General features: G+C 67.9%; 21 protein-coding genes. 11 read left to right on the top strand and 10 right to left on the bottom strand.

The window, feature by feature from the left end; genetic code table 11:
• Positions 1-188: 188 nt before the first annotated feature.
• A complete protein-coding gene (locus M7H45_RS05600; RefSeq protein ID WP_298215268.1) occupies positions 189-1,016 on the bottom strand; it encodes an inositol monophosphatase family protein in 828 nt (275 codons plus the stop codon).
• A gap of 33 nt (positions 1,017-1,049) precedes the next feature.
• A complete protein-coding gene (gene efp, locus M7H45_RS05595) occupies positions 1,050-1,616 on the bottom strand; it encodes an elongation factor P (RefSeq protein WP_298215267.1) in 567 nt (188 codons plus the stop codon).
• A 198-nt stretch (positions 1,617-1,814) separates the two neighbouring features.
• On the opposite strand from efp, the gene M7H45_RS05590 reads away from it, so the two are divergent.
• A complete protein-coding gene (locus M7H45_RS05590) occupies positions 1,815-4,595 on the top strand; it encodes a hypothetical protein (RefSeq protein WP_298215266.1) in 2,781 nt (926 codons plus the stop codon).
• Positions 4,596-4,625: 30 nt separating this feature from the next.
• Here the strand turns inward: M7H45_RS05590 and M7H45_RS05585 are convergent, their stop codons facing one another.
• From M7H45_RS05585 to M7H45_RS05570, 4 genes are all read right to left on the bottom strand, one after another.
• Entirely contained in the window at positions 4,626-5,939 is a 1,314-nt protein-coding gene (locus tag M7H45_RS05585; protein WP_298215265.1) for a citrate synthase, read from the bottom strand.
• A gap of 135 nt (positions 5,940-6,074) precedes the next feature.
• The gene (locus tag M7H45_RS05580) at positions 6,075-6,785 is read right to left on the bottom strand and encodes a phosphoadenylyl-sulfate reductase (RefSeq protein WP_298215264.1); all 711 of its coding nucleotides are present in this window, start codon (positions 6,783-6,785) and stop codon (positions 6,075-6,077) included.
• A 21-nt stretch (positions 6,786-6,806) separates the two neighbouring features.
• The gene (locus tag M7H45_RS05575) at positions 6,807-7,379 is read right to left on the bottom strand and encodes an NAD(P)-dependent oxidoreductase (protein ID WP_298215263.1); all 573 of its coding nucleotides are present in this window, start codon (positions 7,377-7,379) and stop codon (positions 6,807-6,809) included.
• Between the two features lie 125 nt (positions 7,380-7,504).
• On the bottom strand, positions 7,505-8,437 hold the full coding sequence (locus M7H45_RS05570; RefSeq protein WP_298215262.1) for a patatin-like phospholipase family protein: 933 nt from the start codon (positions 8,435-8,437) through the stop codon (positions 7,505-7,507).
• A gap of 182 nt (positions 8,438-8,619) precedes the next feature.
• Here M7H45_RS05570 and rpmH point away from each other — a divergent pair, with 182 nt between their 5' ends.
• From rpmH to argB, 6 genes are read left to right on the top strand one after another with little or no spacing between them, the layout of a single operon-like run.
• Positions 8,620-8,754 (top strand): 50S ribosomal protein L34, encoded by a 135-nt coding sequence (gene rpmH / locus M7H45_RS05565; protein WP_284259385.1) that lies wholly within the window; start codon positions 8,620-8,622, stop codon positions 8,752-8,754.
• 24 nt (positions 8,755-8,778) lie between these two features.
• Positions 8,779-9,126, top strand: coding sequence for a ribonuclease P protein component (gene rnpA / locus M7H45_RS05560; protein WP_298215261.1), 348 nt, complete (start codon positions 8,779-8,781; stop codon positions 9,124-9,126).
• Positions 9,123-9,356 (top strand): membrane protein insertion efficiency factor YidD, encoded by a 234-nt coding sequence (gene yidD / locus M7H45_RS05555; RefSeq protein WP_298215260.1) that lies wholly within the window; start codon positions 9,123-9,125, stop codon positions 9,354-9,356. The genes rnpA and yidD overlap by 4 nt, the downstream gene beginning before the upstream one ends.
• Before the next feature lie 6 nt (positions 9,357-9,362).
• Positions 9,363-11,102, top strand: coding sequence for a membrane protein insertase YidC (yidC, locus tag M7H45_RS05550; protein WP_298215259.1), 1,740 nt, complete (start codon positions 9,363-9,365; stop codon positions 11,100-11,102).
• Positions 11,045-11,749 (top strand): ribosome biogenesis GTP-binding protein YihA/YsxC, encoded by a 705-nt coding sequence (gene yihA, locus M7H45_RS05545; protein ID WP_298215258.1) that lies wholly within the window; start codon positions 11,045-11,047, stop codon positions 11,747-11,749. Before yidC ends, yihA begins: the two co-directional genes overlap by 58 nt.
• Positions 11,750-11,756: 7 nt before the next feature.
• Positions 11,757-12,650 (top strand): acetylglutamate kinase, encoded by an 894-nt coding sequence (gene argB / locus M7H45_RS05540; RefSeq protein ID WP_298215257.1) that lies wholly within the window; start codon positions 11,757-11,759, stop codon positions 12,648-12,650.
• Between the two features lie 41 nt (positions 12,651-12,691).
• Here argB and M7H45_RS05535 read toward each other — a convergent pair whose 3' ends face one another.
• From M7H45_RS05535 to M7H45_RS05520, 4 genes are all read right to left on the bottom strand, one after another.
• Complete coding sequence (locus tag M7H45_RS05535) at positions 12,692-13,438, bottom strand: 3'(2'),5'-bisphosphate nucleotidase CysQ (protein ID WP_298215256.1); 747 nt, start codon at positions 13,436-13,438, stop codon at positions 12,692-12,694.
• Positions 13,435-15,345 (bottom strand): sulfate adenylyltransferase subunit CysN, encoded by a 1,911-nt coding sequence (gene cysN, locus M7H45_RS05530; RefSeq protein ID WP_298215255.1) that lies wholly within the window; start codon positions 15,343-15,345, stop codon positions 13,435-13,437. The genes M7H45_RS05535 and cysN overlap by 4 nt, the downstream gene beginning before the upstream one ends.
• Positions 15,345-16,256 (bottom strand): sulfate adenylyltransferase subunit CysD, encoded by a 912-nt coding sequence (gene cysD, locus M7H45_RS05525; protein ID WP_298215269.1) that lies wholly within the window; start codon positions 16,254-16,256, stop codon positions 15,345-15,347. The genes cysN and cysD overlap by 1 nt, the downstream gene beginning before the upstream one ends.
• A gap of 105 nt (positions 16,257-16,361) precedes the next feature.
• Complete coding sequence (locus M7H45_RS05520) at positions 16,362-17,435, bottom strand: glycosyltransferase family 4 protein (RefSeq protein WP_298215254.1); 1,074 nt, start codon at positions 17,433-17,435, stop codon at positions 16,362-16,364.
• A gap of 121 nt (positions 17,436-17,556) precedes the next feature.
• Between M7H45_RS05520 and M7H45_RS05515 the strand changes: the two genes are divergently transcribed.
• Genes M7H45_RS05515 through M7H45_RS05500 form a run of 4 tightly spaced genes read left to right on the top strand, consistent with a single transcriptional unit; the run spans position 17,557 to position 24,552 of the window.
• Positions 17,557-18,918 (top strand): UDP-glucose/GDP-mannose dehydrogenase family protein, encoded by a 1,362-nt coding sequence (locus M7H45_RS05515; protein ID WP_298215253.1) that lies wholly within the window; start codon positions 17,557-17,559, stop codon positions 18,916-18,918.
• Complete coding sequence (locus tag M7H45_RS05510; protein ID WP_298215252.1) at positions 18,915-20,618, top strand: methyltransferase domain-containing protein; 1,704 nt, start codon at positions 18,915-18,917, stop codon at positions 20,616-20,618. Before M7H45_RS05515 ends, M7H45_RS05510 begins: the two co-directional genes overlap by 4 nt.
• Entirely contained in the window at positions 20,618-23,518 is a 2,901-nt protein-coding gene (locus M7H45_RS05505; RefSeq protein WP_298215251.1) for a class I SAM-dependent methyltransferase, read from the top strand. The genes M7H45_RS05510 and M7H45_RS05505 overlap by 1 nt, the downstream gene beginning before the upstream one ends.
• Positions 23,503-24,552, top strand: coding sequence for a rhamnan synthesis F family protein (locus M7H45_RS05500; protein ID WP_298215250.1), 1,050 nt, complete (start codon positions 23,503-23,505; stop codon positions 24,550-24,552). The genes M7H45_RS05505 and M7H45_RS05500 overlap by 16 nt, the downstream gene beginning before the upstream one ends.
• The last annotated feature ends 17 nt before the right edge of the window (positions 24,553-24,569 follow it).

Raw genomic sequence — 24,569 nt, 5'->3', positions numbered from 1 at the left:
GGGCTTGATGCGCCGGCCGGGGCGTGGCCGGGGCGGGCGGCGGCGGCGCGGCGGGAGGGGCGGGCGGCAGCCCGCGCAATTGCTGCAAGGCGGCCGGATTCACCGTGACCTGGGCGTGGCCGCAGGCGGGGATGAATGCCAAAAGGCCGCAGAGCCGGAAAAATCGTTTCACGCCCGGCAGGTTAGCCTCAACCAGCCCTGGCCGCCAGACCGTCCCGCACCAGCTCCAGGAGGCGGGGATGGAGGTGCGGGTTGGCCGCGACCACCGTCTCGTCGAGAACATCCTGGCCCGCGCCATTGGTGGCGTAGCCGCCCGCCTCGCGGACGATCAGCATTCCCGCCGCGATATCCCAGGGCTTGATCCCCATCTCCCAATAACCGTCATAACGCCCGGCCGCGACCCAGGCGAGGTCGAGCGCGGCGGAGCCGAAGCGCCGCACCCCGGCGGCGGCGGGCATCAGCGCCCCCAGCGTGCGGGCGAAGGCCAGGCGGTGGCTGGCGGAGGTGGCGGCGAAGGGAATGCCGGTGGCGAACAGCGCGTCGCGCGGCTCGCGCCGGCCGGAGACGCGCAGCCGCCGGTCGTTGAGATAGGCGCCCACGCCCTTCTCGGCCCAGAACATCTCGCCATTCACCGGGGAGAAGATCACCGCCGCGCTGATCTCGCCGCCACCCTCCGGCAGCCGTTTCTCCAGCGCGATGGAGATGGCCCAATGGGGGATGCCGTGGAGGAAATTGGTGGTGCCGTCGAGCGGGTCGACGATCCAGCGCCAGGCCCATTTATCGGAGCCGGAGGCGCCGCTCTCCTCCATCAGAAAGCCATAGCCGGGGCGCGCCCGTTCCAGCTCCTCGCGCAGCGTCGCCTCGGCGCGCAGATCCGCCTGGGTGACGAAATCCCCCGGCCCCTTCACCGAGACCTGGAGATTCTCGACCTCCATGAAATCGCGCAGCAGGCGCTTGGCCGCCTTGTTGGCGGCGTTGTGCATCACCGTCATATGCGCCGAGAGGCGTGGCATCATGGCGTGGATATCCCTAAGATCAAAAAGGGCGCTTCAGCCCTTGGCGCGTTCCACGTAGGAGCCGTCTTCCGTGCGCACGACGATACGCTCTCCCGCCTCGATGAAAGGCGGGACCAGCGTCTTCACGCCGTTGGAGAGCTTGGCGGGCTTATAGGAGGAGGAGGCGGTCTGCCCCTTCACCACCGGGTCGGCCTCGACCACCTCCAGCGTCGCCTGCGGCGGCAGGGTGATGCCCACCGGGTCGCCCTCCACCAGCGCCACGCTGACCGGCATGTTGTCCTGCAAAAAGGGGGCGGCGTCGCCGAGCAGGGCGGCGGGCACCATGAACTGCTCGAAGGTCTCGGGATCCATCAGCACCAGATTATCGCCATCCGTATAGGAATAGACGTAATCGCGGTCCTCGGTGGTCAGCCGCTCGACCGTATCGGCGGTGCGCCAGCGCTCATTGGTCTTATTGCCTGTTTTCAGGTTGCGCATCTCCACCTGGATGAAGGCGCCGCCCTTGCCGGGAGTGATGATCTGCTGCTTCAGCACGGTCCAGCGCGCACCGTCGTGCTCGATAACCTGGCCGGCGCGGATGAGATTAGCCTGCTGCTTCATGTGACTGCCTTGCGGATTGAATTCTGAATGATCGTGAGGCCGGGGCTTACGCCCGCCGCGCGGCGGAGGCAAGCCATTCCGGCGGTGGGGGACGGGCGGGATTAACGGGAGATTCAGGTTTTTAGCCTTACCCTCGGGGGCACAATTTTCAGTCGAAAGGTGCCGCAAAACGGGGCACGACTAAAAAGGAAGGCCCCGATGGCGCTCATCACCCCTCTCCCTCCCCTTCCATCCCCCAGGGCTGGCCGCGCGCCGCTCCTGGCCCTGCCCGCGGCGCTGTGCATCGCCAGCCCCGCCTGGGCGCAAACCACCATCACTCAGGACCAGGGGGGCGAGGTCAATCTCGACGCGCTGGGCGGGGCCGAGATCGGCGCGGGCGTCAGCATCACCGCCAGCGGCGGCGCGGCCATCAGCGCCAGCCTGCCCGCCCAGCTCGTCAATCACGGCCTGGTGGCGGATACGGAGGGGGTGGGCGTGCGCCTGGGCGGGGGCGGCGGCCTCATCAATACCGGCGGCGTTTACGGGGCGAACGCGGTGGATCTGGCGGCGGCGGGCAGCGTGACCAATAGCGGCGTGATCCATGCGGGCCACTATGGCGTGCGGGTCAATGGCGGCGCCGGCACCGTCAGCAATAGCGGTCAGATCGGCGCGGGGTATGACGGCGTCAGCCTCAACCAGGGCGGCTCCGTCACCAATACCGGCTTGATCTTTGGCGGCCATATCGGCGTCTATACCGGCAATGGCCTTGGAGTGGTGCAGAATAGCGGCACGATCTCGGCCCAAAGCGGGGATGCGGTCTCCCTCTATTCCGGCGGCGCCTTCACCAACACCGCCACGGGCATGCTGGCGGGGGGGTATTCCGGCGTCTATGCCGGGGGCAGCGGTTCCAGCATCACCAATGCGGGGCAGATCGGCGGGCGGCTCTTCGGCGTCTATCTCATGGGCGATGCCACCGTCACCAATAGCGGCGTCATCGCGGGCGGCACGGATGGCGTCATCGACATCAATCCCGGCGGCGTCCTCGCCAATACCGGCCTCATCCATGGCGGCCAGACAGGGGTGCAATTCGCTGAAGGCGGCACGCTCGACAATGCGGGGCGCATTTCCGGCGGGGTGAGCGGCGTGGCGCTCGGCAAGGCGGGCACCCTCACCAACGAGGCGGGCGGCGTGATCAGCGGCGGCGCGGCGGGCGTGGCCGCCGGCGCGGGCAGCGTCATCGTCAATGCCGGCTCCATCGCCGGGGCGACCGGCATTCTCGCCACCGGCCCGGTCAGCATCGAGAATGAGGGCGTCATCGCCGCGCCGGGGGGCGCGGCCATCAGCCTCCAAGGCGGCGCCAGCCAGATCATGCTGGGCACCGGCACCCAAATCGAGGGCATCATCGCCGGCAATGGCACGGCCAGCGCCATCACCCTCGCCGGGCAGGGCAGCCTCGCCACCAGCATCACCGGCCTCGCGGCGGGGCGGCTCACCGTGCAGCCCGGCGCGGCCTGGACGGCGAGCGGCAACTGGACGGTTGGCCAGGTCGTCAATGCGGGCACGCTCCAGGCCGGGCTGGCGGGCACGCCGCTGAGCATCGCCGGCGATTTCACCCAGACGCAGAGCGGCACGCTGCGGGTGCTGGTGACCCCGGCGGGGATGAACCAGCTCAACGTCACCGGCACCGCGCATCTTGGCGGCACGCTCGCCTATGTGCTCGCGCCCGGCACCTACGCGCCGGGGACCTACACCTTTCTCACCGCGGGGGCGGTCTCCGGGGCTTTCGCCCAGGTGCGGGCGACCGATGCCGCCAGCCTCACCCGCGATGGCAATCCCGGTACCGGCCCGGCGGGTGGCCCCAGCGTGGGCGCGGCGCTGGCCCCGCCGGCTCCGGCCCCGGCCAACGAGACCAATGAGGAGGCGGCCAGCCTGGCGGCCCCGGCGAGCGCGGACCCGGTGGGCAGCGCCGCGCCCGCTCCCGCCGCCAGCGCCGCCCTCACTCTCGCCCAGCCTATGGTGGTGGCGCCCGGAGATGACCGCCTCTTCGCCAATGCGGCGCAGAGCATGGCGCTGAGCGGCACGGAGCTGGGGCAAACCCTGCTTGCCCATGCCGGGCAGGCGGAAGGGCAGGGTTGCGCAGCCGGTCTCGCCCCGCAGGGCAATCAGACCGGGAACGCCGCCGCCGCGCTCGCCAGCGGTTTATGCCGTATGGGCGGCTGGCTCGCGGCCTCCGGCGGCGATCTCTCCACCGATGGCGCTTACGATTCGCGCGGCGGCGGGTTTCTCGCCGGGCTGGATCACCCGGCGGGTCCGGGGCGGCTCGGCGCCGTCATCGGCTATGATTCCTTCTTCTTCAAGGACGAGGCGGGGGGCAAGGCCTCGGTGCAGACCGTCCGCCTCGGGCTTTATGGCGGCCTGCCCCTGGGCCAGGCGCTTCTCAGCGCGGCGGTGACGGATGGCATTGCCGATACGCGGACGACGCGCGCCACCGGCCTTGGCGGGGCGGCCGCCACCGGCCATGGCAATATACTGGCCTCCACTCTGCAAGCCGCGCGTCCCTTGGCCTGGGGAGAGGGCGGGCGGCTCCTCCCCGCGCTGGGGCTGAATATCACCCGGGTTTGGCTGGGCGCGTTGACGGAGGCGGCCCCCGCCGCCCTGGCGGTGCGCACCCGCGCCAATAGCGGCGTCTATGTCGCCCCCTTCCTGCGGATGAGCGCGACGCGTGCGTTTCTCACCGCGCGCGGGCTGGAAATCGCGCCGGTCGCCTCGCTGGGCCTGACCGTGAACGCCACCAACCCCGGCGCCCGCGTCGCGATGACGGCCGAGGACGGCACGATCTTCGCGCCCGAGCCTTTACATCTGTCTCCGGTCAGCGCCCAGCTGGGCATCGGCTTAGGGATGGGCAAGGGTTTCTGGCGGCTGACCCTGCGCTACGATGCGACCGTCGCGGCCAGCTGGCATGCCCAAACCCTCCAAGGCGGGCTGCTCGTGCGGTTTTGAAATTCCCGCACGGCTCGCCCGCCGGTCTCGTCAGCCGCGCTTGTCGAGCGGCACGTAGTCGCGCGGCGGCGCCCCGACATAGATCTGGCGGGGCCGGCCGATGCGGTAGGTGGGGTCCTCGATCATTTCCTTCCATTGGCTGATCCAGCCGACGGTGCGGGCGAGAGCGAAGATCGGCGTGAACATGGTGGTGGGGAAGCCCATCGCCTTCAGAATGATGCCGGAATAGAAATCGACATTGGGATAGAGCTTGCGCGAGACGAAATAATCGTCATGCAGCGCGATCTTCTCCAATTCCATCGCCAGGTCGAGCAGCGGCTCGTCCTTGATGCCGAGCTCGCCCAGCACCTCGTAGCAGGTCTTCTGCATGATCTTGGCGCGCGGGTCGTAATTCTTATACACGCGATGGCCAAAGCCCATCAGCTTGGTGTGGGAGTTCTTGTCCTTCACCTGGTTGATGAACTCGGGGATGTTGTCCTTATGGCCGATCTCGCCCAGCATTTTCAGCACCGCCTCATTGGCGCCGCCATGGGCGGGGCCCCAGAGCGAGGCGATGCCCGCGGCGATGCAGGCGAAGGGGTTGGTCCCGGTCGAGCCCGCCAGCCGCACGGTGGAGGTGGAGGCGTTCTGCTCATGATCCGCGTGCAGAATGAGAATCCGGTCCATCGCCCGGGTCAGCACCGGGTTCGGCTTATATGTCTCCGCCGGAACGGCATGGAACATATGCAGGAAATTTTCCGCGTAGGAGAGATCGTTCTGGGGATACATGAAGGGCTGGCCGACATTATACTTGTAGGCCCAGGCGGTGATGGTTGGCATCTTGGCGATCAGCCGGTAGGCCGAGATCTCGCGCTGATGCTCGTCATGAATATCGATGCTGTCCGGATAGAAGGCGGACATGGCGCCGACCACGGAGCAGAGCATCGCCATCGGGTGGGCGTCGCGGCGGAAGCCGTTCCAGAAATTGCGGATCTGCTCATGCAGCATGGTGTGGCGGATCACGCCGGTGGTGAAGGTTTCCAGCTCCGCTTTCTTGGGCAGATCCCCGTAGAGAAGCAGATACGCCACCTCGAGAAAGGTGGAGTTCTCCGCCAGCTGGTCGATGGGATAGCCCCGGTGCAGCAGGATACCTTCATCGCCATCGATATAGGTGATCGAGCTTTCGCAGGAGGCGGTGGCGCCATAGCTTGGGTCGAAGGTGAAAATATCCAACTCGCTCTGCAGCTTGCGCACATCCACGCATTCGGTGCCGAGCGTGCCGCCCAGTACCGGAAGGTTCGCCGTCTTGCCGTTGAAACTGAGCGTCGCCGTGCCGACCTGCTTGCTGGTACCGGTTTGAGCCATGTGTTTCACCTTCTCGTTGAGACTGGCCGCGAACTGCCAGGAAAGGACGATCCTGGCGGGGGCGGAATGCCGACAGCGTTATTCAATCCCGCCCATGGTGTAAAGACAGGCTGCCGCGCCGCAGCATCCGTCCGCCTACACCTCGAAGCTGAGATCCTCCGGCCAGTCCGGCCGCGCCATCGCCCGGGGCATATGGATGCCGCATTCGGTCTTGGCCCGGCCCGCCCAGCGGCCGGAGCGCCGGTCCTGGCCGGGCAGGGGCTTGGCGGTGCAGGCGGCGCAGCCGATGGAGGTGTAGCCTTCCGCTTGCAGCGGGTGACGGGGCAGGGCGTGGAGGGTGAAATAGGCGTCGAGATCGGCCTCGCTCCAGAAGGCGAGCGGATTGATGGTGACGCGCCCATCCGGCCCCTGCTCTTGCGGCAGCAGCCCGGCGCGCGTGGCGGATTGACCGCGCTTGCGCCCGGTGATCCAGGCCGTGAACCCCTCCAGCGCCTCGTCCAGCGGGTAGGTTTTGCGGATGGCGCAGCAGAGATCGGGGTCGCGCTCCCAAAGCCGCCCCTGCGGATCATAGCTGGCGAGCTGCCGTGCCGCTGGCCGGATGGAGCGCACATCCCGCAGGCCGAGCAGGGCGGTCAGCGCGTCCCGGTAGGCGAGGGTTTGGGGGAAGAGTTTGCCGGTTTCAAGAAAAATCACCGGCAAGGAGGGATCGATTTGCGCCACCATATGCAGCAACACCGCGGAATCCGTGCCGAAGGAGGAAACGAGCGCGATCCTTCCGGCAAAGCGCAGCGTGATCGCCTCGCGTAAGATACTCAAGGAGCCGGAGGGGGGCAGGCTGTCAGGCATGATGCATCCGTCCAAGGAAAATCAATCCATCTCGCGGCGGTTGAGCCAGCCGCGTTCTTGCGCCATCGTGGCGATGCGCCGGGCGGTCTCGGCCATGCCCAGCCCCGCCGCGCGCCAGGCCCGGCGGCAGGCGGCGGTCTCTTTCACCCGTTCGGCCCAGACCTCCGGAAACCAGGCCGCGAGCTGGGCGCGGATGAGGCTGGCCAGCCCCGGCGCCTGGCCGCCGGTGGACACCGTCAGCAGCAGGTCGCCGCGCCGGAGTTCCGCCACGGCATGAAAATCGCAAAGCTCAGGCACATCCTCCACATTCACCAGCACCCGGGCCGCGCGCGCCGCCGCCGCCAGGGGCAGGTAATCCTCGCGCGGCAGCCCCGCGATCCAGAGGAGTTGCAGCCGGGCCAGATCCTCCGCTCCCGGCGACCCGGGCCGCGCCGCCGCTCCGGCCTTGGCCGTCAATAGCGGGTCGCCGGTGAACACGGTGAGGCTCTCCCCGGCGCCGGCGGCGCGCAGCGCCTCCCACCGGCGCAAGGCGGGCGCGCCCGCCCCCGCGAGGCCGAGCCGCGGCCCGGCGGGATCAATAGCCAAGGGAATCATGAGGCATTAGAAAAATATTCTTAAGCTCTCGACAATGTCCCCTGAAAAATAATTATTTTTTTCCGCTTTGGCCCGGGATGTTGCTATTTTCTTTCGCGTGAGCCGGGTTGGCCGCCAACCCCTCCTCAGCCGATCCGCGCCTCCGCCGCCGTGCCGGCCTCGCGCCCGGCGGCGAACAGAGCCTCGAGAAAGGGCCGGTCGGTATTCAGCTTGGAGGTGAGGGGGTGGCGGGTCAGCGCCTCATCGGCGGGGATGTCCACCAGGCGGATGCCGCGCGGCAGCAGGGAAAGCTCCGCCGCCAGCGGCGCCTGAAAGGCGATCTCATGCAGCCGGTGGATGATATCGGCGGTGGAGACCGGCACGCCCTGCCGCCGCAAGGGCTGGGCGCGGATCAGCACCAGCAGGTCCGGATCATGGGCCAGCACCGGCGCCAAAGGCGGGTTGCAGCTATAACCGCCATCCCAATAATGCCGCCCCTCGATCTCCACCGCCGGAAACATCATCGGGATGCAGGCGGAGGCGAGCAGCACCCGCACCCGCATCCGGTCATTGTCGAAAATCGTCACCTCCCCGGTTTCCACATCGGTCGCGCCGACATAGAGGCGCGGCGCCGCCGGGTCGCGGATCGCCGCGCGGTCGAGCAGATCGGCTAGCAGCGGCGCCAGCGGGTTCTGCCCGAGCGGGTTCAATTGCGCCGGGTCGAAGAGGCGCAGCGCCTGGGTCAGCCCCGTCCAGGCCAGCCCGTTGCCCAGGGCGCGGGTGGTGTCCCACATCCAATCCAGCGGCGAGGGGGGCAGATTGCCGAAAATATGGCTTTCCATCACCCGGTTCCAGAATGCTCCCATGGCGGCGCGCGCGCCCTCCCGCCCGTTTTTCACCATGCCCTGCACCGCCATGGCCCCGATCATCGCGCCCGAGGAGACGCCGGTGACGCAATGGAACTCCAGCCCGGCCTCCAGCAGCCGGTCGAGCACGCCCCAGGTGAAGGCGCCATGCGCGCCGCCCCCCTGCAAGGCCAGCGCGACCCGGCGGGTCCGGGAAGAAAAAAACTGGGTCATGCCATGTCCTGCCTGGCTGAAGGTGGTGGGGCGGCTCTACTCTCCAACCGGCGCTGCGGCCAGGGCGTCTGGCCGGCAGCCGCATTGACGGGCGGGCATCCCCCCGCCTATACCCCGCCAGCACGCCGGGCCGGGGACGGCCCAGCGAATAAACCTGTTTGCCTTAAGCCGGAGTATATGCCGTGAAACGGACCTATCAACCTTCCAAGCTCGTGCGCAAGCGCCGCCACGGGTTTCGCGCCCGCATGGCGACGGTCGGCGGCCGTAAGGTGATCGCCAACCGCCGCGCCAAGGGCCGCGCCAAGCTTTCCGCCTGAAGCCGCGCCCGGCCGCGCCCCCGCATGGCCCAGGCTGAATCCCCGCCCGCCCGGCTCACCCGCCGCGCCGCGTTCCTGCGGCTGGCGGCGCGGGGCCGGAAGATCGCCAAGCCGGGGTTCGTCCTCCAGGCCGCCCGGGACGGCGCGGCGCCGGAGCTGCGCATCGGCTACACGGCGACCCGCAAGCTCGGCAACGCGGTGACCCGCAACCGCGCGAAGCGGCGGCTGCGCGAGGCGGCGCGGCTGGTTCTCGCCGGGCGGCGCCTCCCCGGCGTGGAGCTGGTATTGATCGCGCGGCGCGAGACCGGGACCATTCCCTTCTCCCAACTCCAGCAGAATCTGGCCCGCGCCCTGGATGAGGCGCTGGCATGACCGCCGCCGCCCTGATGCTCTCCGGCGCCGTGCGCGTCTATGAGCTCACCTTGCGCCCTGTCATCGGCGCCCATTGCCGCTTCCACCCCTCCTGCAGCGCCTATGCGCGCGAGGCTCTCGCCCGCCATGGCGCGGCGCGCGGCAGCGCGCTCGCGGCGCGGCGCATTCTACGCTGCCACCCTTTTCATCCGGGCGGATACGACCCGGTGCCCGCCCCAAAGGATCGCTGACCCCGCATGGATCAGAAACGTCTCATTCTCGCCCTCGTCCTGTCTTTCGCGATTCTGGGCATTTTCACCGTCATTCAGGAAAAATTCTTCCCCGCTCCCAGCCCGGCGCAGACCGAGCAGCAGGCGAAGCAGCAGGCCGGCACCAAGCAGGCCGCCATCATGGCGGGGGCGCCCGGCACGGCGCAGACCGCGCCCCCCTCCGGCCCGCGCCTGGATGTGGACGCGCCCTTGCTCAAGGGCAGCGTCGGCCTCACCGGCGCGGTGTTCGACGATGTGGTGCTCAAGGAGTATCACGAAACCATCGCCAAGGATTCGCCGCTGGTGCAGATCATGGGCCGGCGCGGCGGGGACGCGCCCTCCTACGCGCAGTTCGGCTGGACCGCTCCCGCCGGAGTCAAGGTGCCGGACGACGCCACGCTCTGGACGCCGAGCGCGCCCCGTCTCACCCCGGAGGCGCCCGTCACCCTCTCCTGGGATAATGGCCAGGGGCTGACCTTCCAGCTCATCCTCGCCATCGACGATAAATACATGTTCACGGTGACGCAGAACGTGGTCAATCACGGCGCCGCCCCGGTCACGGTGTATCCCTGGTCGCGCGTGGTGCGCGATTACCGGCCCAAGGAAGAATCGAGCTGGGTGCTGTTCGACGGGCCGCTCGGCGTGTTCAACGGCACGCTGAAGCAGGAAGGCTATGCCGCGCTCAAAAATGACGGCGCGAAGGCCCCCGGCGGCGTCGCCTGGTCAAGCGCCGGGCGCGGCGGCTGGTCGGGCATCACCGATAAATACTGGCTGACGGCGGTGGCGCCGGACCAGTCCGCGGCGGTGAACGCCAGCATGATCTACGCCCATGTGAATGACGGCGATGGCAGCGCCTACCAGACCAGCTTCATCACCCAGGAGCCGCTCAGCGTCGCGCCGGGCGGGCAGGCCAGTCTCACCAGCCATCTCTTCACCGGCGCCAAGGTGGTGAAAATCCTCGATTTTTACCAGAATTTCTATCACATCCCGGATTTCTACAAGGCGGTGGATTTCGGCCATCTCTATTTTCTCACCAAGCCGATCTTCTTCTGCCTGGACTGGCTCAACACCTTCACCGGCAATTTCGGTCTCGCGATCATGATCTTCACCATCGGCGTGAAGCTGATCTTCTTCCCCCTCGCCAGCTATTCCTACCGCTCGATGGGCAAGATGAAGGCGCTGCAGCCCAAGATCGCGGCGCTGAAGGAGCAGTTTAAGGATGACGCGGCGGGGCTGCAAAAGGCGACGCTCGAGCTCTACCGGACGGAGAAGATCAACCCCGCCTCCGGCTGCCTGCCCATGCTCGTGCAGATCCCGGTGTTCTTCTCGCTCTACAAGGTGATCTTCATCACCATCGAGATGCGCCAGGCGCCTTTTTACGGCTGGATCCGCGACCTTTCCGCGCCGGACCCCACCAATATCTTCAATCTCTTCGGCCTGCTGCCCTTCGACCCGACGGCAATCAGCCCGGTGCTCCATATCGGCCTGCTGCCGATCATCATGGGCGGGACCATGTTCCTGCAGCAGAAGCTCAACCCGGCCCCGGCCGATCCGGCCCAGCAACGCATGTTCCAGCTGATGCCGGTCATCTTCACCTTCATGCTGGCGCGCTCGCCGGCGGGCCTGGTGCTGTACTGGGCCTGGAACAACATTCTCTCCGTGGGGCAGCAATGGCTCATCATGCGCAGGGCGGCGGCGCCCCGGCGGACCGTCCCGGCGAAGGGCTGAACTTCGCCGGCGGCCCGCCAACGCCGGACCAGATCGAGGCGGGGCGGCGGCTTTTCGCCAGCCCCTGCGAGTTTTTCTATGCCGCGCAGAGCCTGGAAGGGCTGCCGCCGCCGCAAGGGGCGGAGGTCGCCTTCGCCGGGCGCTCCAATGTGGGCAAATCCTCGCTGATCAATGCCGTTACCGGGCGCAAGGCGCTGGCCCGGGTCTCCCACCAGCCGGGGCGCACGCGCCAGCTCAATTTCTTCGCCTGCGCGGCGGCGCCCATCGTGCTGGTGGACATGCCGGGCTATGGCTATGCCGAGGCGCCCAAGGAGATCAAGCGCGACTGGCAGGGGCTGATGCTGGATTATCTGCGCGGGCGGCCCAATCTGCGCCGCTTGTTTCTCCTGCTCGATGCGCGGGTGGAGGTGAAGCTGGCCGACCATACGGTGATGGAATTGCTCGACCACGCCGCCGTGCCCTTCCAGCTCGTGCTAACCAAGGCGGACGCGGTTAAGCCGCCCGCCCTCGGCCGCAAGCAGGCGGAGGCCGGGGCGCTCGCCGCGCGGCACCCCGCCGCGCTCGGCCGCGTCGTCACCACCTCCAGCGCGGGCGGGCTCGGCATCGAGGAGCTGCGCGCCGCCATCGCCGGATTCGTCACCGCATGAGGAAGAGATGAACAGCCAGGACCTCACCGACGCCACCCGGGAAGCCCATATCGTCACCAAGGTGCTGCCCTATCTGCGCCGCTATGCCGGGGCGACGATCGTGGTGAAATATGGCGGCCACGCCATGGAGGGGGCGCTCGCCAATGAATTCGGGCGCGATATCGCTTTGCTCAAGCAGGTGGGCATCAACCCGGTGGTGGTGCATGGCGGCGGCCCGCAGATCAACGCCATGCTCCAGCGGCTCAACATCAAGTCGAGCTTCGTCCAGGGGCTCAGGGTGACGGACGCCGCGATGGTCGAGGTGGTGGAGATGGTGCTCTCCGGCTCGGTCAACAAGCAGGTCGCCGGGCTGATCAACGGCGCCGGGGCGCTGGCGGTGGGCATCTCCGGCAAGGATGGCGGGCTGATCCGCGCGCGCAAGCTGCGCCGCAGCTACAAGGACCCCGGCTCCGCGATCGAGCAAGCGCTCGATCTCGGCTATGTCGGCGAGCCGGTCTTCATCGACACGCGGGTCATCCACGCCTTGACCGGCGCCGGGCTGATCCCGGTCATCGCCCCGGTGGGGGCGGGCGAGGACGGCCAGACCTATAACATCAACGCCGATACCGCGGCGGGGGCCATCGCCGGGGCGCTGAACGCCCAGCGCCTGCTGATGCTCACCGACGTGCCGGGGGTGCTGGATAAAAGCCGGCAATTGCTTACCGATCTCTCGCTGGCGCAGATCCGCGCCCTGATCGCGGATGGCACCATCTCCGGCGGCATGATCCCCAAGGTGGAGACCTGCATGGAGGCGGTGAACCAGGGGGTGAAGGGCGCGACCATTCTGGACGGCACCGTGCCGCATGCCCTGCTGCTCGAATTATTCACCGAACACGGCATCGGCACGATGATTCATAAATAAAATTTATCAATCGCCACATCAGCCAGATGCGGGCCGCCGCCTCACCCTGGGCTGGCGGCCGCGCAATCCCGCCGGAGCGCCGCGATGACCGGCGCCGCCAGATGTTTCTGGCAGATCAGCAGGTCCGGCAGGTAGGGGTTGGGGCTGTTATAGGTCAAAGGCGAGCCGTCGGCGCGCGAGGCATGCAGCCCGGCGGCCAGGGCCACGGCGGCGGGGGCGCAATTATCCCATTCATACTGGCCGCCAGTGTGGAGATAGATATCCGCCTCGCCGCGCAGCACCGCCATGGCCTTGGCCCCGGCGGAGCCCATCGGCACCAGCTCGGCATCCAGCGCCGCCGCCACCGCCAGCGCCTCCTTGGCCGGGCGGGTGCGGCTGACCAGCATGCGCAGCCGGCCCGGCACGGCGGGCAGGGGGCGCGGGGTGGAGCCCAGCACCTCGTTCAGCCCCGGCAGGGCCACCGCGCCCACCACCGGCTTCCCTGCCACGGCCAGGGCGATATGCACGGCCCAGTCGCTCCGGCCCTCTCCATATTCGCGGGTGCCGTCCAGCGGATCGACGATCCAGACCCGCCGCGCCGCGAGGCGGGCGGCGCTGTCCTTTTCCTCCTCGGAGAGGATGGCGTCCTCCGGCCGGTTTTCCCGCAGCGCCTCCATGATGAAGGCGTTGGCGACGCGGTCCCCGGCCCCGCCCAGCGCCTTGCCGGTGAACAGGCCGGATTGGCGCAGGCGCAGCAGCATCTCCCCCGCCTGCGCGGCGATGGTCTCGGCCAGCTCCAGATCGGTCATGGAATCAACCGCTTCACGATCAGCTCCGCCGCCTCGTCCGGGGTCATTCCCGCGGTGTCGATGCGGATTTCCGGGTCCTCCGGCGGCTCATAGGGGCTGTCGATGCCGGTGAAATTCTTGAGCTCGCCCGCGCGCGCCTTTTTATAGAGGCCCTTGACGTCGCGCCGCTCCGCCTCCTCCAGCCTGGTGTCGATGAAAATCTCGACGAACTCGCCCGGCGCCATCATCTTGCGCACCATCTCCCGCTCGGAGCGGAAGGGGGAGATGAAGGCGGTGATGACGATCAGCCCGGCATCGGTCATCAGCCGCGCGACCTCGCCGACGCGGCGGATGTTCTCGATGCGGTCGGCCTGGGTGAAGCCGAGATTTTTATTGAGGCCGTGGCGGACATTATCGCCATCCAGCAGGAAGGTGTGGCGGTTCATGCGCACCAGCTTCTTCTCGACCAGATTGGCGATGGTGCTCTTGCCCGCGCCCGAGAGGCCGGTGAACCACAGCACCGCCGGCTTCTGGTTCTTAAGACCCGCGCGCACCTCGCGCGAGACGTCGAGCGCCTGCCAATGCACGTTCTGCGCCCGGCGCAGGGCGAAGCTGAGCATGCCCGCGCCCACCGTCGCGTTGGTCATCTTGTCGATGATGATGAACCCGCCCAAAGCCCGGTTGCGCTCATAGGGCTCGAAGGCGATGGGCCGGTCGGTGGCGAGATTGGCGACGCCGATGGCGTTGAGCTCCAGCGTCTTCGCCGCCGCGTGCTCCAGCGTGTTGACGTTGATCTGGTATTTGGGCGGCTGGATGGTGGCGGAGACCGTTTGGGTGGCGAGCTTGATCCAATAGGCGCGCCCCGGCGTCATCTCCTCATCCGCCATCCAGACGATGGTGGCCTCGAACTGGTCCGCCACCTCCACCGGCTTGTCGGCGGCGGTGATCACATCGCCGCGCGAGCAATCGATCTCATCGGCGAGGCAGAGCGTGACGGATTGCCCGGCCACCGCCTGCGGCAGATCGCCGTCGAAGGTGACGATGCGGGCCACGGTGGAGGTCTTGCCCGAGGGCAGGACGCGGACCGCCTCGCCCGGCCGGACCACGCCGCTCGCGATCTGCCCGGCGAAGCCGCGGAAATCGAGATTGGGGCGGTTGACCCATTGCACCGGCAGGCGGAACGGCTTGGCCTGATCCGCCGCCACGTCCAGCTCGACGGTTTCCAGGAATTCGATGAGCGGCGCGCCCGTGTACCAGGGGGTGTTGGCGGAGCCGGTGGTGATATTGTCGCCCATGAAGCCGGAAATGGGGATCGGCGTGAAGCTCTCGATGCCGATGCCGCGCGCGAATGCCGTGTAATCGGCGAGGATGGCCTCGTATTTCGCCTGGTCGTAGCCGATCAGGTCCATCTTGTTCACCGCCAGCACGATATGGCGGATGCCGATGAGATGGGCGAGGTAGGAATGGCGCCTTGTCTGGGTGAGGACGCCCTTGCGCGCATCCACGAGAATCACGGCGAGATCGGCGGTGGAGGCGCCGGTGATCATGTTGCGCGTGTATTGCTCATGGCCGGGCGTGTCGGCGACGATGAATTTGCGCTTCTCGGTGGCGAAGAAGCGGTAGGCGACGTCGATGGTGATGCCCTGCTCGCGCTCGGCGGCGAGGCCGTCCACCAGCAAGGCGAAATCGATATTCTGCCCCTGGGTGCCGATCCGGCGCGAATCCGCCTCCAGCGCCGCCAGCTGATCCTCGAAGATCATCTTGGAATCGTAGAGCAGCCGGCCGATGAGGGTGGATTTGCCGTCATCCACCGAGCCGCAGGTGATGAAGCGCAGCAGGGATTTATGCTGGTGCCGGAGCAGATAGGCGTCGATGTCGCGCGCGATCAGCGCATCGGCCTGGTAGGAGCTTTCCTGCGCCTCGCTCATCAGAAATACCCTTCCTGTTTCTTTTTCTCCATGCTGGCCCCGCCCGCGTCCTTGTCGATCACCCGGCCCTGGCGCTCGGAGGTGCTGGTGAGCAGCGTTTCCTGGATGACCTCGGACAGGGTGCTGGCCGTGCTCTCCACCGCGCCGGAGAGGGGGTAGCAGCCGAGCGTGCGGAAGCGCACCGGGCGCATTTGCGGCGTCTCGCCGGGGTTGAGGCGGAAGCGCTCGTCATCCACCATGATCAGGAGGCCGTCGCGCTCCACCACCGGCCGCGGCGCGGCGAAATAGAGCGGCACGATGGGGATGGCCTCGAGCTGGATATATTGCCAGATATCCAGCTCGGTCCAGTTGGAGATGGGAAAGACGCGGATGCTCTCGCCCTTGTTCTTGCGGGCATTGTAGAGGTTCCACAATTCCGGGCGCTGGTTCTTGGGGTCCCAGCGGTGATTGGCCGAGCGGAAGGAGAAGATGCGCTCCTTGGCGCGGCTTTTCTCCTCATCGCGCCGGGCGCCGCCAAAGGCGGCGTCGAACCCGTATTTGTCGAGCGCCTGTTTCAGCCCCTCGGTCTTCCACATATCGGTGTGCAGCGGGCCGTGATCGAAGGGGTTGATGCCCTTTTCCTTGGCCTCGGGGTTTTGGTAGACGAGCAACTCCATCCCGCTTTCTTGCGCCATGCGGTCGCGCAGCTCGTACATCGCCTTGAATTTCCAGGTGGTGTCCACGTGCAGCAGGGGGAAGGGCGGCGGCGCCGGGTAAAACGCCTTGCGCGCCAGGTGCAGCATCACCGCCGAATCCTTGCCCACCGAATAGAGCATCACCGGGCGCTCGGCCTCGGCCACCACCTCCCGCATGATATGGATCGATTCCGCCTCCAGGCGCTGAAGATGGGTGAGGGCGAGCGGGGCGGACATATCCATGGGCACGGGCTTTCGGGATGACGAATTTTGTCTATCGAAATTGAGATGAATTGGCACGCAAATTCATCGCCGTCCATATCCGCGAGGTTGCGCCGCCCCTCAGCAAGACCAGCGGCCGAGCCGGGCGGCGCGCGCCCGGGTGGCGACATAGAGCGTCCAGCCCGCCTGCACGGCGAGCGGCGCCAGGATGACCCAGACGCGCGTGCCGGGGGGGGCGGTGAGGAAGGCGATGGCCGATACCCCGCCCAGCGCGGCGAAAAGCCAGTGGATGACGGCGACCAGGCGCGCATCCATGCCCGCCCGGCGGGCGACCTGGTAGAGATGGCCGTTATGGCCGCGGGCGATGTTCTCGCCCGCCAGCAGCCGGCGGATGAGGGTGAAGGTGACATCGTAGAGCACGCCCGAGAGCAGGAAGGGCACCAGCAGGAAGGACATCTGCACCTGGTCGAACCGCGCGGCGGCGACGCCGAACAAGGCGAGCATGAAGCCGCAGAACTGGCTGCCGACATCGCCCATGAAGATGCGCGCTTTGGGAAAATTGAAGGGCAGAAAGCCCAGCACCCCCCCCGCCAGCAGGAGCGAGGCGGTATAGATGAAGAATCCGCCGAGCGGACCGGCGATGCCGGCGAGAAACAGGCAGGCGATGAGCGTGACCCCCGCCGCCAGCCCGTTCAGCCCGTCGATGAAATTCATCGCGTTGGTGACGTAGAGCAGGAAGAAAATGGTGAGGGGCGGCCCGGCCCAGCCCAGGGCGACGGGGCCAAGGCGGGGGAGGGCGATATCGTGCAGCCAGAGGCCGGAAGCGGTGGCGGCGATGGCGGCGATGAGCTGGGTGCCGAGCTTGACCGTGAAGGGCATGTCCAGCAGGTCATCGAGCAGGGAGACCACCGCGATGAGCCCGGCGGCGGCGATGACGCCGATGAAATAGGGCTCGGCCAGCCGCGAGACCTGGCCATAGCGGTAGAGCAGGGCCACGCCCAGCATGAAGGCGCAGACGATGCCGACCCCGCCGGATTTGGGAGTGGTGCGGCTATGGGCCTTGCGCGGGTCCGGGTGGTCCGGCACCGCCACCGAGATCATGACCCGGACGATGATGCCGGAGAAAATGGCCAGCCCGGCCATGAGGGCGAGATGGCGCGGCAGGGCGAGGGCCGGGAGAGCGGTGAGGGTCATGCGCGGCGGACCATGGCGGAAAGCGCGGCGAATTTGAAGATACGGGCGGCCGGGGCTTGCGGCATCGCGGCGGCCTTGCCAGAAGCAGGACGGAGCCTGGCCATGGCGGAGGAGTGGGTTTTTGAAGATCGCGATCATCGGCGGCGGCTATGTCGGACTCGTTTCGGGCGCCTGTTTCGCGGAGTTCGGCGTGGCGGTGGCGGTGGCGGAGGCGGACCCGGCCAAGCGCCGCATGCTCATCGAGGGCAAGATCCCGATTTATGAGCCGGGGCTGGACAGGCTGGTGGCCGATAACAGCGCCGCCGGGCGGCTCGGCTTTCCGGCCACGCTGGAGGAGGCGATCGCCGGGGCGGAGGCGATATTCATCGCGGTGGGCACGCCGGCCCGCCGCGGCGATGGCCATGCCGACCTGACCTATGTGTTCGCGGCGGTGGAGCAGGTGCTGCGGGCGCTCACCCAGCCGGCGGTGATCGTCACCAAATCCACCGTGCCGGTGGGCACGGGGCGGAAGATTTTGGAGATGGCGCGGGCGCTGCGCCCGGATCTGGCGGTGGAGGTAGCCTCCAACCCCGAATTTTTGCGCGAGGGCAGCGCCATCGGCGATTTCATGCGCCCGGACCGCGTGGTGGTGGGGGCCGAGAGCGAGCGCGCCCGCGCGGTGCTGCGCCAGCTCTACCGCCCGCTTTATCTCATCGAGACGCCCATCGTCTTCACCGGGCTGGAGACGGCGGAATTGATCAAATACGCCGCCAATGGCTTTCTGGCGATGAAGATCACCTTCATCAATGAAATGGCCGATCTTTGCGAGGCGGTGGGGGCGGATGTGAACGATGTGGCGCGCGGCATCGGGCTGGATGGGCGGATCGGCAGGAAATTCCTGCATGCCGGGCCGGGTTTCGGCGGCTCCTGCTTCCCCAAGGACACGCTGGCGCTGATGCGCATCGCCGAGGAGGCGGGGGCGCCGTCGCGGTTGATCCGCTCCGTGGTGGCGGTGAACGACGCGCGCAAGGCGGGGCTGGCGGCGCGGGTGGCGGCGGCTTGCGGCGGTGACATACGGGGCAAGCGCATCGGCGTGCTGGGTCTCGCCTTCAAGCCCGAGACCGATGACATGCGCGAAGCCCCCTCTCTGCCGCTCATCCAGGGGCTGGTGGCGCGCGGGGCGGAGGTGGCGGCTTTCGACCCGGCGGCGATGGAGACGGCGCGGCCCTTGCTACCGGAGGCGGCGCGGCTCGCCGCCAGCGCGGCGGAGGCCTTGAGCGGAGCGGACGCGCTTGTTCTCATCACCGAGTGGAACGAGTTTCGCGCGCTGAGCCCGGCACGGCTGAAGGAGCTGATGCGCGGCAATGTGGTGGTTGATCTGCGCAACGTCTTCGACCCGGAGGCGCTGCGCGCCGCGGGATTTGTCTATGCGGGCGTCGGCCGGCCCGCGCCGGACGCCGGAACGCCTTTCCCCTCCCTAAAGCCGCAAGGATTGACCGCGTGAGCGCCGCACCCATGCCCATCTTCGAATACGGCAATCCCGAACTGCTCGAAAAAATCCCGCTGGGAGCCAAGACCATATTGGATGTGGGATGCGGGGTGGGAGCGCTGGGCGCGGCCTATAGGCGCCGCAACCCCGCCTGCCGCATTCTCGGCATCGAGATCGACCCCGAGGCCGCCGCCCAGGCCAAGCCCTGGATGACGGAGGTCTTCCAGGGGGATGTCGAGCGGCATCCCATGCCCTTCGAGGTGCCGGAGGGGGTGGATTGCATCATCTATGCCGATGTCCTCGAACATCTCGTCGACCCCTGGACGCTGCTCAAGACCCACGCCCAGTATCTCTCGCCTCAGGGCACGGTGCTGGTCTGCATGCCCAATGTCGAGCATTGGAGTTTCGTCGCGCGGCTGCTGACCGGGCAGTTCGATTATGAGGAGCAGGGGCTGCTGGATCGCGGGCATCTGCGCTGGTTCACCCCGCGCACGATGGCCCAGGCGCTGGCGGAGGCGCAGTTGCAGCTTTCCGACGCCACGCCCCGCCCCGCCGCCACCGACAAGGCGGAGCGGTTCGTGCAGGCCATGGCGCCCGCCTTGCAGGCGCTGGGCGTCGATCCGCAGGAATATCTGCGCCGCGCGATGCCCATCCAGGTGATCTGGCGGGCGCGCAAATCCGCCCCGGAGCGCATGGAGGTCTCCGCCACCATGCTGGCGCCCCAGGGCGGCGTCTCCGATGTGCGGGTGCTGGAGCCGCTGCGCGCGCTGGCGAGCGACAGCTCCATCTATGCCAGCGTGGTTCCCGAGCAGGCGGTGCGGCCCCAGCTGGGCGAGGCGCCGCGCATCGCGGTGCTGCACCGCCCGCTGCTCCAGGGCGAGGATGGGCGGCGGCGGCTGCGCGCCCTGATGGATCAGGGCTATGTCGTGGTCAGCGAATTCGACGATCACCCGAGCTTCATGGAGGAGCGGGGGGTGCGGCTGGACGAGCTGATGACGTTTCGCGGCGTGCACGCGGTGCAGACCAGCACGCCCGTGCTCGCCCAGGCGCTGGCGGCGGAGAACCCCGAGGTGGCCGTGTTTCCCAACGGTATTTTCGAATTGCCGCCGGTGCGGAATTTCCGGGAGATGGAGCATCTCACCCTCTTCTTCGGCGCGCTGAACCGGCAGAATGACTGGGCGCCGCTAATGCCGGTGCTCAACGAGGTGGCGCGGGCGGTGGGGGACAGGCTGCGGTTCCGGGTGGTGTTCGACGAAGGCTTTTTCGCAGCACTCGACACCCCGCATAAGAGCTTCGAGCCGTCTTTGGTGGATTACGCGGGCTATATGCGCGAATTGGGGGAGGCGGATATCAGCTTCATGCCGCTCGGCGACACGCCCTTCAACCGCGCCAAATCCGATCTGAAATTCATCGAGGCCGCGGCGGCGCGGGTGGCGGCGCTGGCGAGCCCGGTGGTCTATGCCGGCTCCATCCAGGACGGCCGGACCGGCGTGCTGTTCCGCGACCCGGCCGAGCTGCGCGCCGCCCTGCTGCGGCTGCTCGCCTATCCGGAGGCGACGCGGCGTATCGCCGATAATGCCCGCGCCTATGTCGCCCAGCACCGCATGCTGGCCTACCAGGTGGAGGCGCGCGCCAATTGGTACCGGGCCTTGTGGGAGCGCCGTGCCGAGCTCAACGAGGCGCTGCGCGCGCGCGCGCCGGAACTCTTCGCCTGATGGCTTCCGCCGCGGCGCTGCGCCTGACCAGCCATTGCGAGCTGGAATGGCTGCATGGAGAGCAGGCGGAGGCCGCCTGCCCGAATTGCGGCGGAACCGGCGCGGTGACCCAGCTGGCCGAGATCAGCTATGATCTGTTCGGCGCGGCGGGACGTTACCGGCTTCAGCTCTGCCCCCGTTGCGATGTCCGCTTCGCCAGCGCCCTCGCCACCATGGATTATGGCGGGGACGAGCTGCTGCAAATCGGCTGGCCCGCCTATTACGCGCAGATCGGCGCCGGTATCTGGCCGATCACCGATCCGCTCTCCCGCATCGCCAAGCCGCCGGGGGCGCGCGCCCTGGAGATTGGCGGCGCCTATGGGTTCGGGCTGGATTTTTGCGTGCATGCCCGGGGCTGGCGCGGCGTGGGGTATGATCCCTCGCCGCTGGCGGGGCTCGGCGCGCGCGCATTGGGGCTCGATCTGCGGCAGGGCTACTTCACGGCCGAGGCCCTGGGGGATGGGCCGTGGGATGTCATCCTCGCCACCGAGGTGGTCGAGCATCTCGAAGACCCGCCCGCCTTTCTGCGGCTGATGCGCCAGGCCATCGCCGATGACGGGATGCTGGTGCTGACCACGCCCAACGCGGCATGGATCACGCCCGCGCTTTCCCCCGGCGAGCTATACGCCTTGCTGGCGCCGGGCGCGCATGTGGTGCTGCAATCGGCGCGCAGCCTGGAGCTGGCGCTGAAGGCGGCGGGGTTCAGCCAGGTGACGGTGCGGACGGAGGCGGCGACGCTGACCGCCTATGCCTCGCCCGCACCGTTCCGGCTGGAGGAGGAATTTGGCGCCCGGCGCGGCCTCTACCGCCGATATTTGGGCCAGCGCGCGGCGGCGGCGGCCCCGGGCAGCGATCCGCAGCTGGGATTTGCCGGGCGGCTCATCTTCGACGCGGTGAATGACGGGGATGCCGAGGGCGCCGCGGCGGCCTGGGATATCTTGAACGAGGCGTGCCAGGCGCGGTTCGGCTACCGGCTGGAGGGGCTGGCGGGCCTGCCGGTAAGCGGAGATGAGGATCTGGAGGGGCTGGCGGCGAAGATGCCCTTGGGGCTGGGGACGATCCTCTACGCCCAGGCAATGCGGCGTCTGGCCGCGGGGGAGGCGCGCAGCGCGCTAAAGCCCGGCCTGGAACTGGCGCGTGCGGCGATCGCCGCCTTGCAGGCCGCGCTGGACCGGCTTTCACTGGGGCGCGACCGGCTTTCCGTCAGCATCGATGAGGTGATCGGGGCCGAGCTGCTCTTATGCGACGCCGAGGCGGGGGAGAGCGACGTGGTGGAGCCGCTGTTGGCGCGGGGCGACAGGCGCGGGGCGTGGCGCGGCTTTGTCGCGCTGGTCAATGCCGGAGCCTATGAGGCGGCGGCGCGGCTGCGCGACGGGCTGGGGGACCCCGCCAAGGAGGAACTGCCCGCCGGGCTGCGGCGCGACGCGCTGCTCAGCCTCGCCAATTTCCACCTGGCTGCCGGCGAGGCCAGCCAGGCCCTGGCGGCGGCCGACGGGCTGGAAACGCTGGGTGAACCGGGCGATGCGATTCGTCTCGAGGTTTTCCTGCGGCTGGTGAATGCAGGACGTTACCAGGAGGCGCTCGCTCTCGACGGAACGCATGATGTCATGGGCTGGGCCGCGAAAACGGGGAGCGAGGCCGCGCGGGATGCCGCGCTGGCCCGGGCGGTGCTGGATCTGGCCGTAGGCGACCCGGCCCTGGTTCCGGCCCGCCTCGCCGCCGCGCAGATCGAGGAAGAGCGGGGCCAGCCGCTGCTATTAGCGGCCTTCACCGGTCTGGTGAATGCCGGGCGTTATGACGAGGCGCTCGCTCTCGACGGAACGCATGATATCATGGGCTGGGCCGCGAAATCAGGGAGCGAGGCCGCGCGGGATGCCGCGCTGGCGCGGGCGGTGCTGGATCTGGCCGTAGGCGACCCGGCCCTGGTTCCGGCCCGCCTCGCCGCCGCGCAGATCGAGGAAGAGCGGGGCCAGCCGCTGCTATTGGCGGCTTTCACCGGGCTGGTGAATGCCGGGCGTTATGACGAGGCGGACGCGCTGGCGGCGGCTCATCCCTGGTTCGCGGAGCTTGACCGGTTGCCGGGTGAGGCCGCCCGGGATGCGCGCCGGGTGGCGGTAAGCCTCGATTTGCAGCAAGGGCGCACCGAGGCCGCGCTCCAGCGCGCCGAGGCCTTGGAGCGGCGGGGGGGAGAGGACCGGAACTGGCTGGACCGGACCTTTGTGGAAATTTTCATCCGGCTGGCGGGGGAGGGTAAATTCGCGGCGGCGCGGGCGCTGGACGTGGAGGAACGGCTGGCCTCTTGCCCGGATGCGCTCCGGCAGGACGCGCTGGCCGCGCTGGTGATGGTTGACGCCCAGCCCGGCGGCAAGGCGGACAACGTGGCCAGGCGCCTGGGCGCGCTCGCCGGCTCCGGCGTGCCGCAAGAACGGCTGGATCATTTGACCCTCTCGGCCCTTTCTGTTTTGACGAACCGGGCCGAGATGGCGGCGGCCCGGGAGGTTTTGCCCTTGGCGGAGCCGTTATTGCTCGCGGCGCGCCCGCCTTTCGCGGCCGCGCTGCGGGACGCGCTCTTCGCCGCCGGCATATTATATTTGCAGGATGAACCGTACTGGGCGCGGGCGACGGCCACGTTTTCCCGGTTGCGCGATGCGCTGGTCAAGGAATGTCCGCCCGGGGAGGGCGAAAAAACCAGCCCCGCGCCATTATTCTGGCATGTGCTGCGGGGGGAGGTGGTGGCCTTGCAAAGGCTGGGGCGCGACGAGGAAGCCATTGCCCTGCTGCGCGCCTTTCTCCCCGCTTACCAGGATGCGCCAGAGGATTTGCGCGGCCAATGGAGGGCTGAGCCATGCGCAGAAGACTGAAACAGATCATCAAAAGCGGCCTGCACTTCATTAAATGGGGTGTGGTGGCGCCGGGCGCGGTTCTGGTGGGACGGCTGCGCAGCCGCAGCCAGACAGTGCAGGCCTGGCCGGAAGGCGAGGCGCGGCTCGGCCCGCGCGTGGTCCTGTTCATGCATTTCGATGGACGCGGCCTCGTGCGGTCCCAATTGCTCGATTATATCCGCGAGTTCAAGGATAATGGCCGCGACGTGGTGTTCATCACCAATGCCGGGAAATTGCAGCCCCACTCCTTCGAGGCGCTGAAGGGGCTCTGCGTCCAGGTGCTCATCCGCCGCAATATAGGGTATGATTTCGGCGCCTGGGCCGACACGTTGGACCGGCTCGGCCTGCCCCGGGCGGATACCGAGGAGGTGATTTTCGCCAATGACAGCATGTTCGGCCCGCTATTGCCGCTGGGGGATGTGCTGCGGCGGCTGGATTACGGCAAGGCCGATATCTGGGGCCTGACGGAGAGCTGGCAGCTGCGCTACCATTTGCAGTCTTTTTTCGTGGCCTTTGGCCCCCGGGCGCTGCGGCATGAGAGGTTTCGCAGGTTTTGGGATTCGGTGCGGCCGGTGCCGATGAAATCCTATATCGTTAAAACCTATGAAATCGGCCTGACCCAAGCCATGCTCGCCGGCGGGCTGAGCTGCCGCGCCCTTTGGCCCTATGAGCCGCTGTTGCGCATGGTCAACCAGGAGGAGCTGGAAAAGCTCATCGAAATGGAGGCGGCGGAGCTGAACCGGACCGATCCCGTCCATGTCACGCGCAAACTCCAGATCTTGCGCATCCGCGACGGCGCGGCGCGGCGCGTGGCGCTCAACCCCACCTCCGATCTCTGGCGGCAATTGCTGCTGGCGGGCTTTCCCTTCATCAAGCGGGAATTGCTGCGCGACAATCCGGCGGAGGTGCATGACGTTGGCGATTGGGCGGAGGTGGTGCGCGAAACGCTGGGCGCCGATCCGGAGCCGATCCGCCAGGATCTGCGGCTGATGCTGAAGGGCGGCGCGCCCTGATCCGGCTGGCGGCGCGG

It is taken from the genome of Acidocella sp. (assembly GCF_027352905.1).
GTDB lineage: Bacteria > Pseudomonadota > Alphaproteobacteria > Acetobacterales > Acetobacteraceae > Acidocella.
The sequence above is the reverse complement of the archived record's forward strand: the minus strand, read 5'-3'. Positions and strand labels throughout refer to the sequence as shown.

Coding starts and splice junctions, on each gene's coding strand:
- efp (WP_298215267.1), bottom strand. CDS start 1,616: ATGAAGCAGCAGGCTAATCTCATCCGCGCCGGCCAGGTTATCGAGCAC.
- M7H45_RS05575 (WP_298215263.1), bottom strand. CDS start 7,379: ATGATTCCCTTGGCTATTGATCCCGCCGGGCCGCGGCTCGGCCTCGCG.
- cysN (WP_298215255.1), bottom strand. CDS start 15,345: ATGAGCGAGGCGCAGGAAAGCTCCTACCAGGCCGATGCGCTGATCGCG.
- M7H45_RS05505 (WP_298215251.1), top strand. CDS start 20,618: ATGGCTTCCGCCGCGGCGCTGCGCCTGACCAGCCATTGCGAGCTGGAA.
- M7H45_RS05520 (WP_298215254.1), bottom strand. CDS start 17,435: ATGACCCTCACCGCTCTCCCGGCCCTCGCCCTGCCGCGCCATCTCGCC.
- M7H45_RS05500 (WP_298215250.1), top strand. CDS start 23,503: ATGCGCAGAAGACTGAAACAGATCATCAAAAGCGGCCTGCACTTCATT.
- yidD (WP_298215260.1), top strand. CDS start 9,123: ATGACCGCCGCCGCCCTGATGCTCTCCGGCGCCGTGCGCGTCTATGAG.
- yidC (WP_298215259.1), top strand. CDS start 9,363: ATGGATCAGAAACGTCTCATTCTCGCCCTCGTCCTGTCTTTCGCGATT.
- argB (WP_298215257.1), top strand. CDS start 11,757: ATGAACAGCCAGGACCTCACCGACGCCACCCGGGAAGCCCATATCGTC.
- cysD (WP_298215269.1), bottom strand. CDS start 16,256: ATGTCCGCCCCGCTCGCCCTCACCCATCTTCAGCGCCTGGAGGCGGAA.
- M7H45_RS05580 (WP_298215264.1), bottom strand. CDS start 6,785: ATGCCTGACAGCCTGCCCCCCTCCGGCTCCTTGAGTATCTTACGCGAG.
- M7H45_RS05570 (WP_298215262.1), bottom strand. CDS start 8,437: ATGACCCAGTTTTTTTCTTCCCGGACCCGCCGGGTCGCGCTGGCCTTG.
- yihA (WP_298215258.1), top strand. CDS start 11,045: ATGGCTCATCATGCGCAGGGCGGCGGCGCCCCGGCGGACCGTCCCGGC.
- M7H45_RS05600 (WP_298215268.1), bottom strand. CDS start 1,016: ATGATGCCACGCCTCTCGGCGCATATGACGGTGATGCACAACGCCGCC.
- rnpA (WP_298215261.1), top strand. CDS start 8,779: ATGGCCCAGGCTGAATCCCCGCCCGCCCGGCTCACCCGCCGCGCCGCG.
- M7H45_RS05585 (WP_298215265.1), bottom strand. CDS start 5,939: ATGGCTCAAACCGGTACCAGCAAGCAGGTCGGCACGGCGACGCTCAGT.
- M7H45_RS05590 (WP_298215266.1), top strand. CDS start 1,815: ATGGCGCTCATCACCCCTCTCCCTCCCCTTCCATCCCCCAGGGCTGGC.
- M7H45_RS05535 (WP_298215256.1), bottom strand. CDS start 13,438: ATGACCGATCTGGAGCTGGCCGAGACCATCGCCGCGCAGGCGGGGGAG.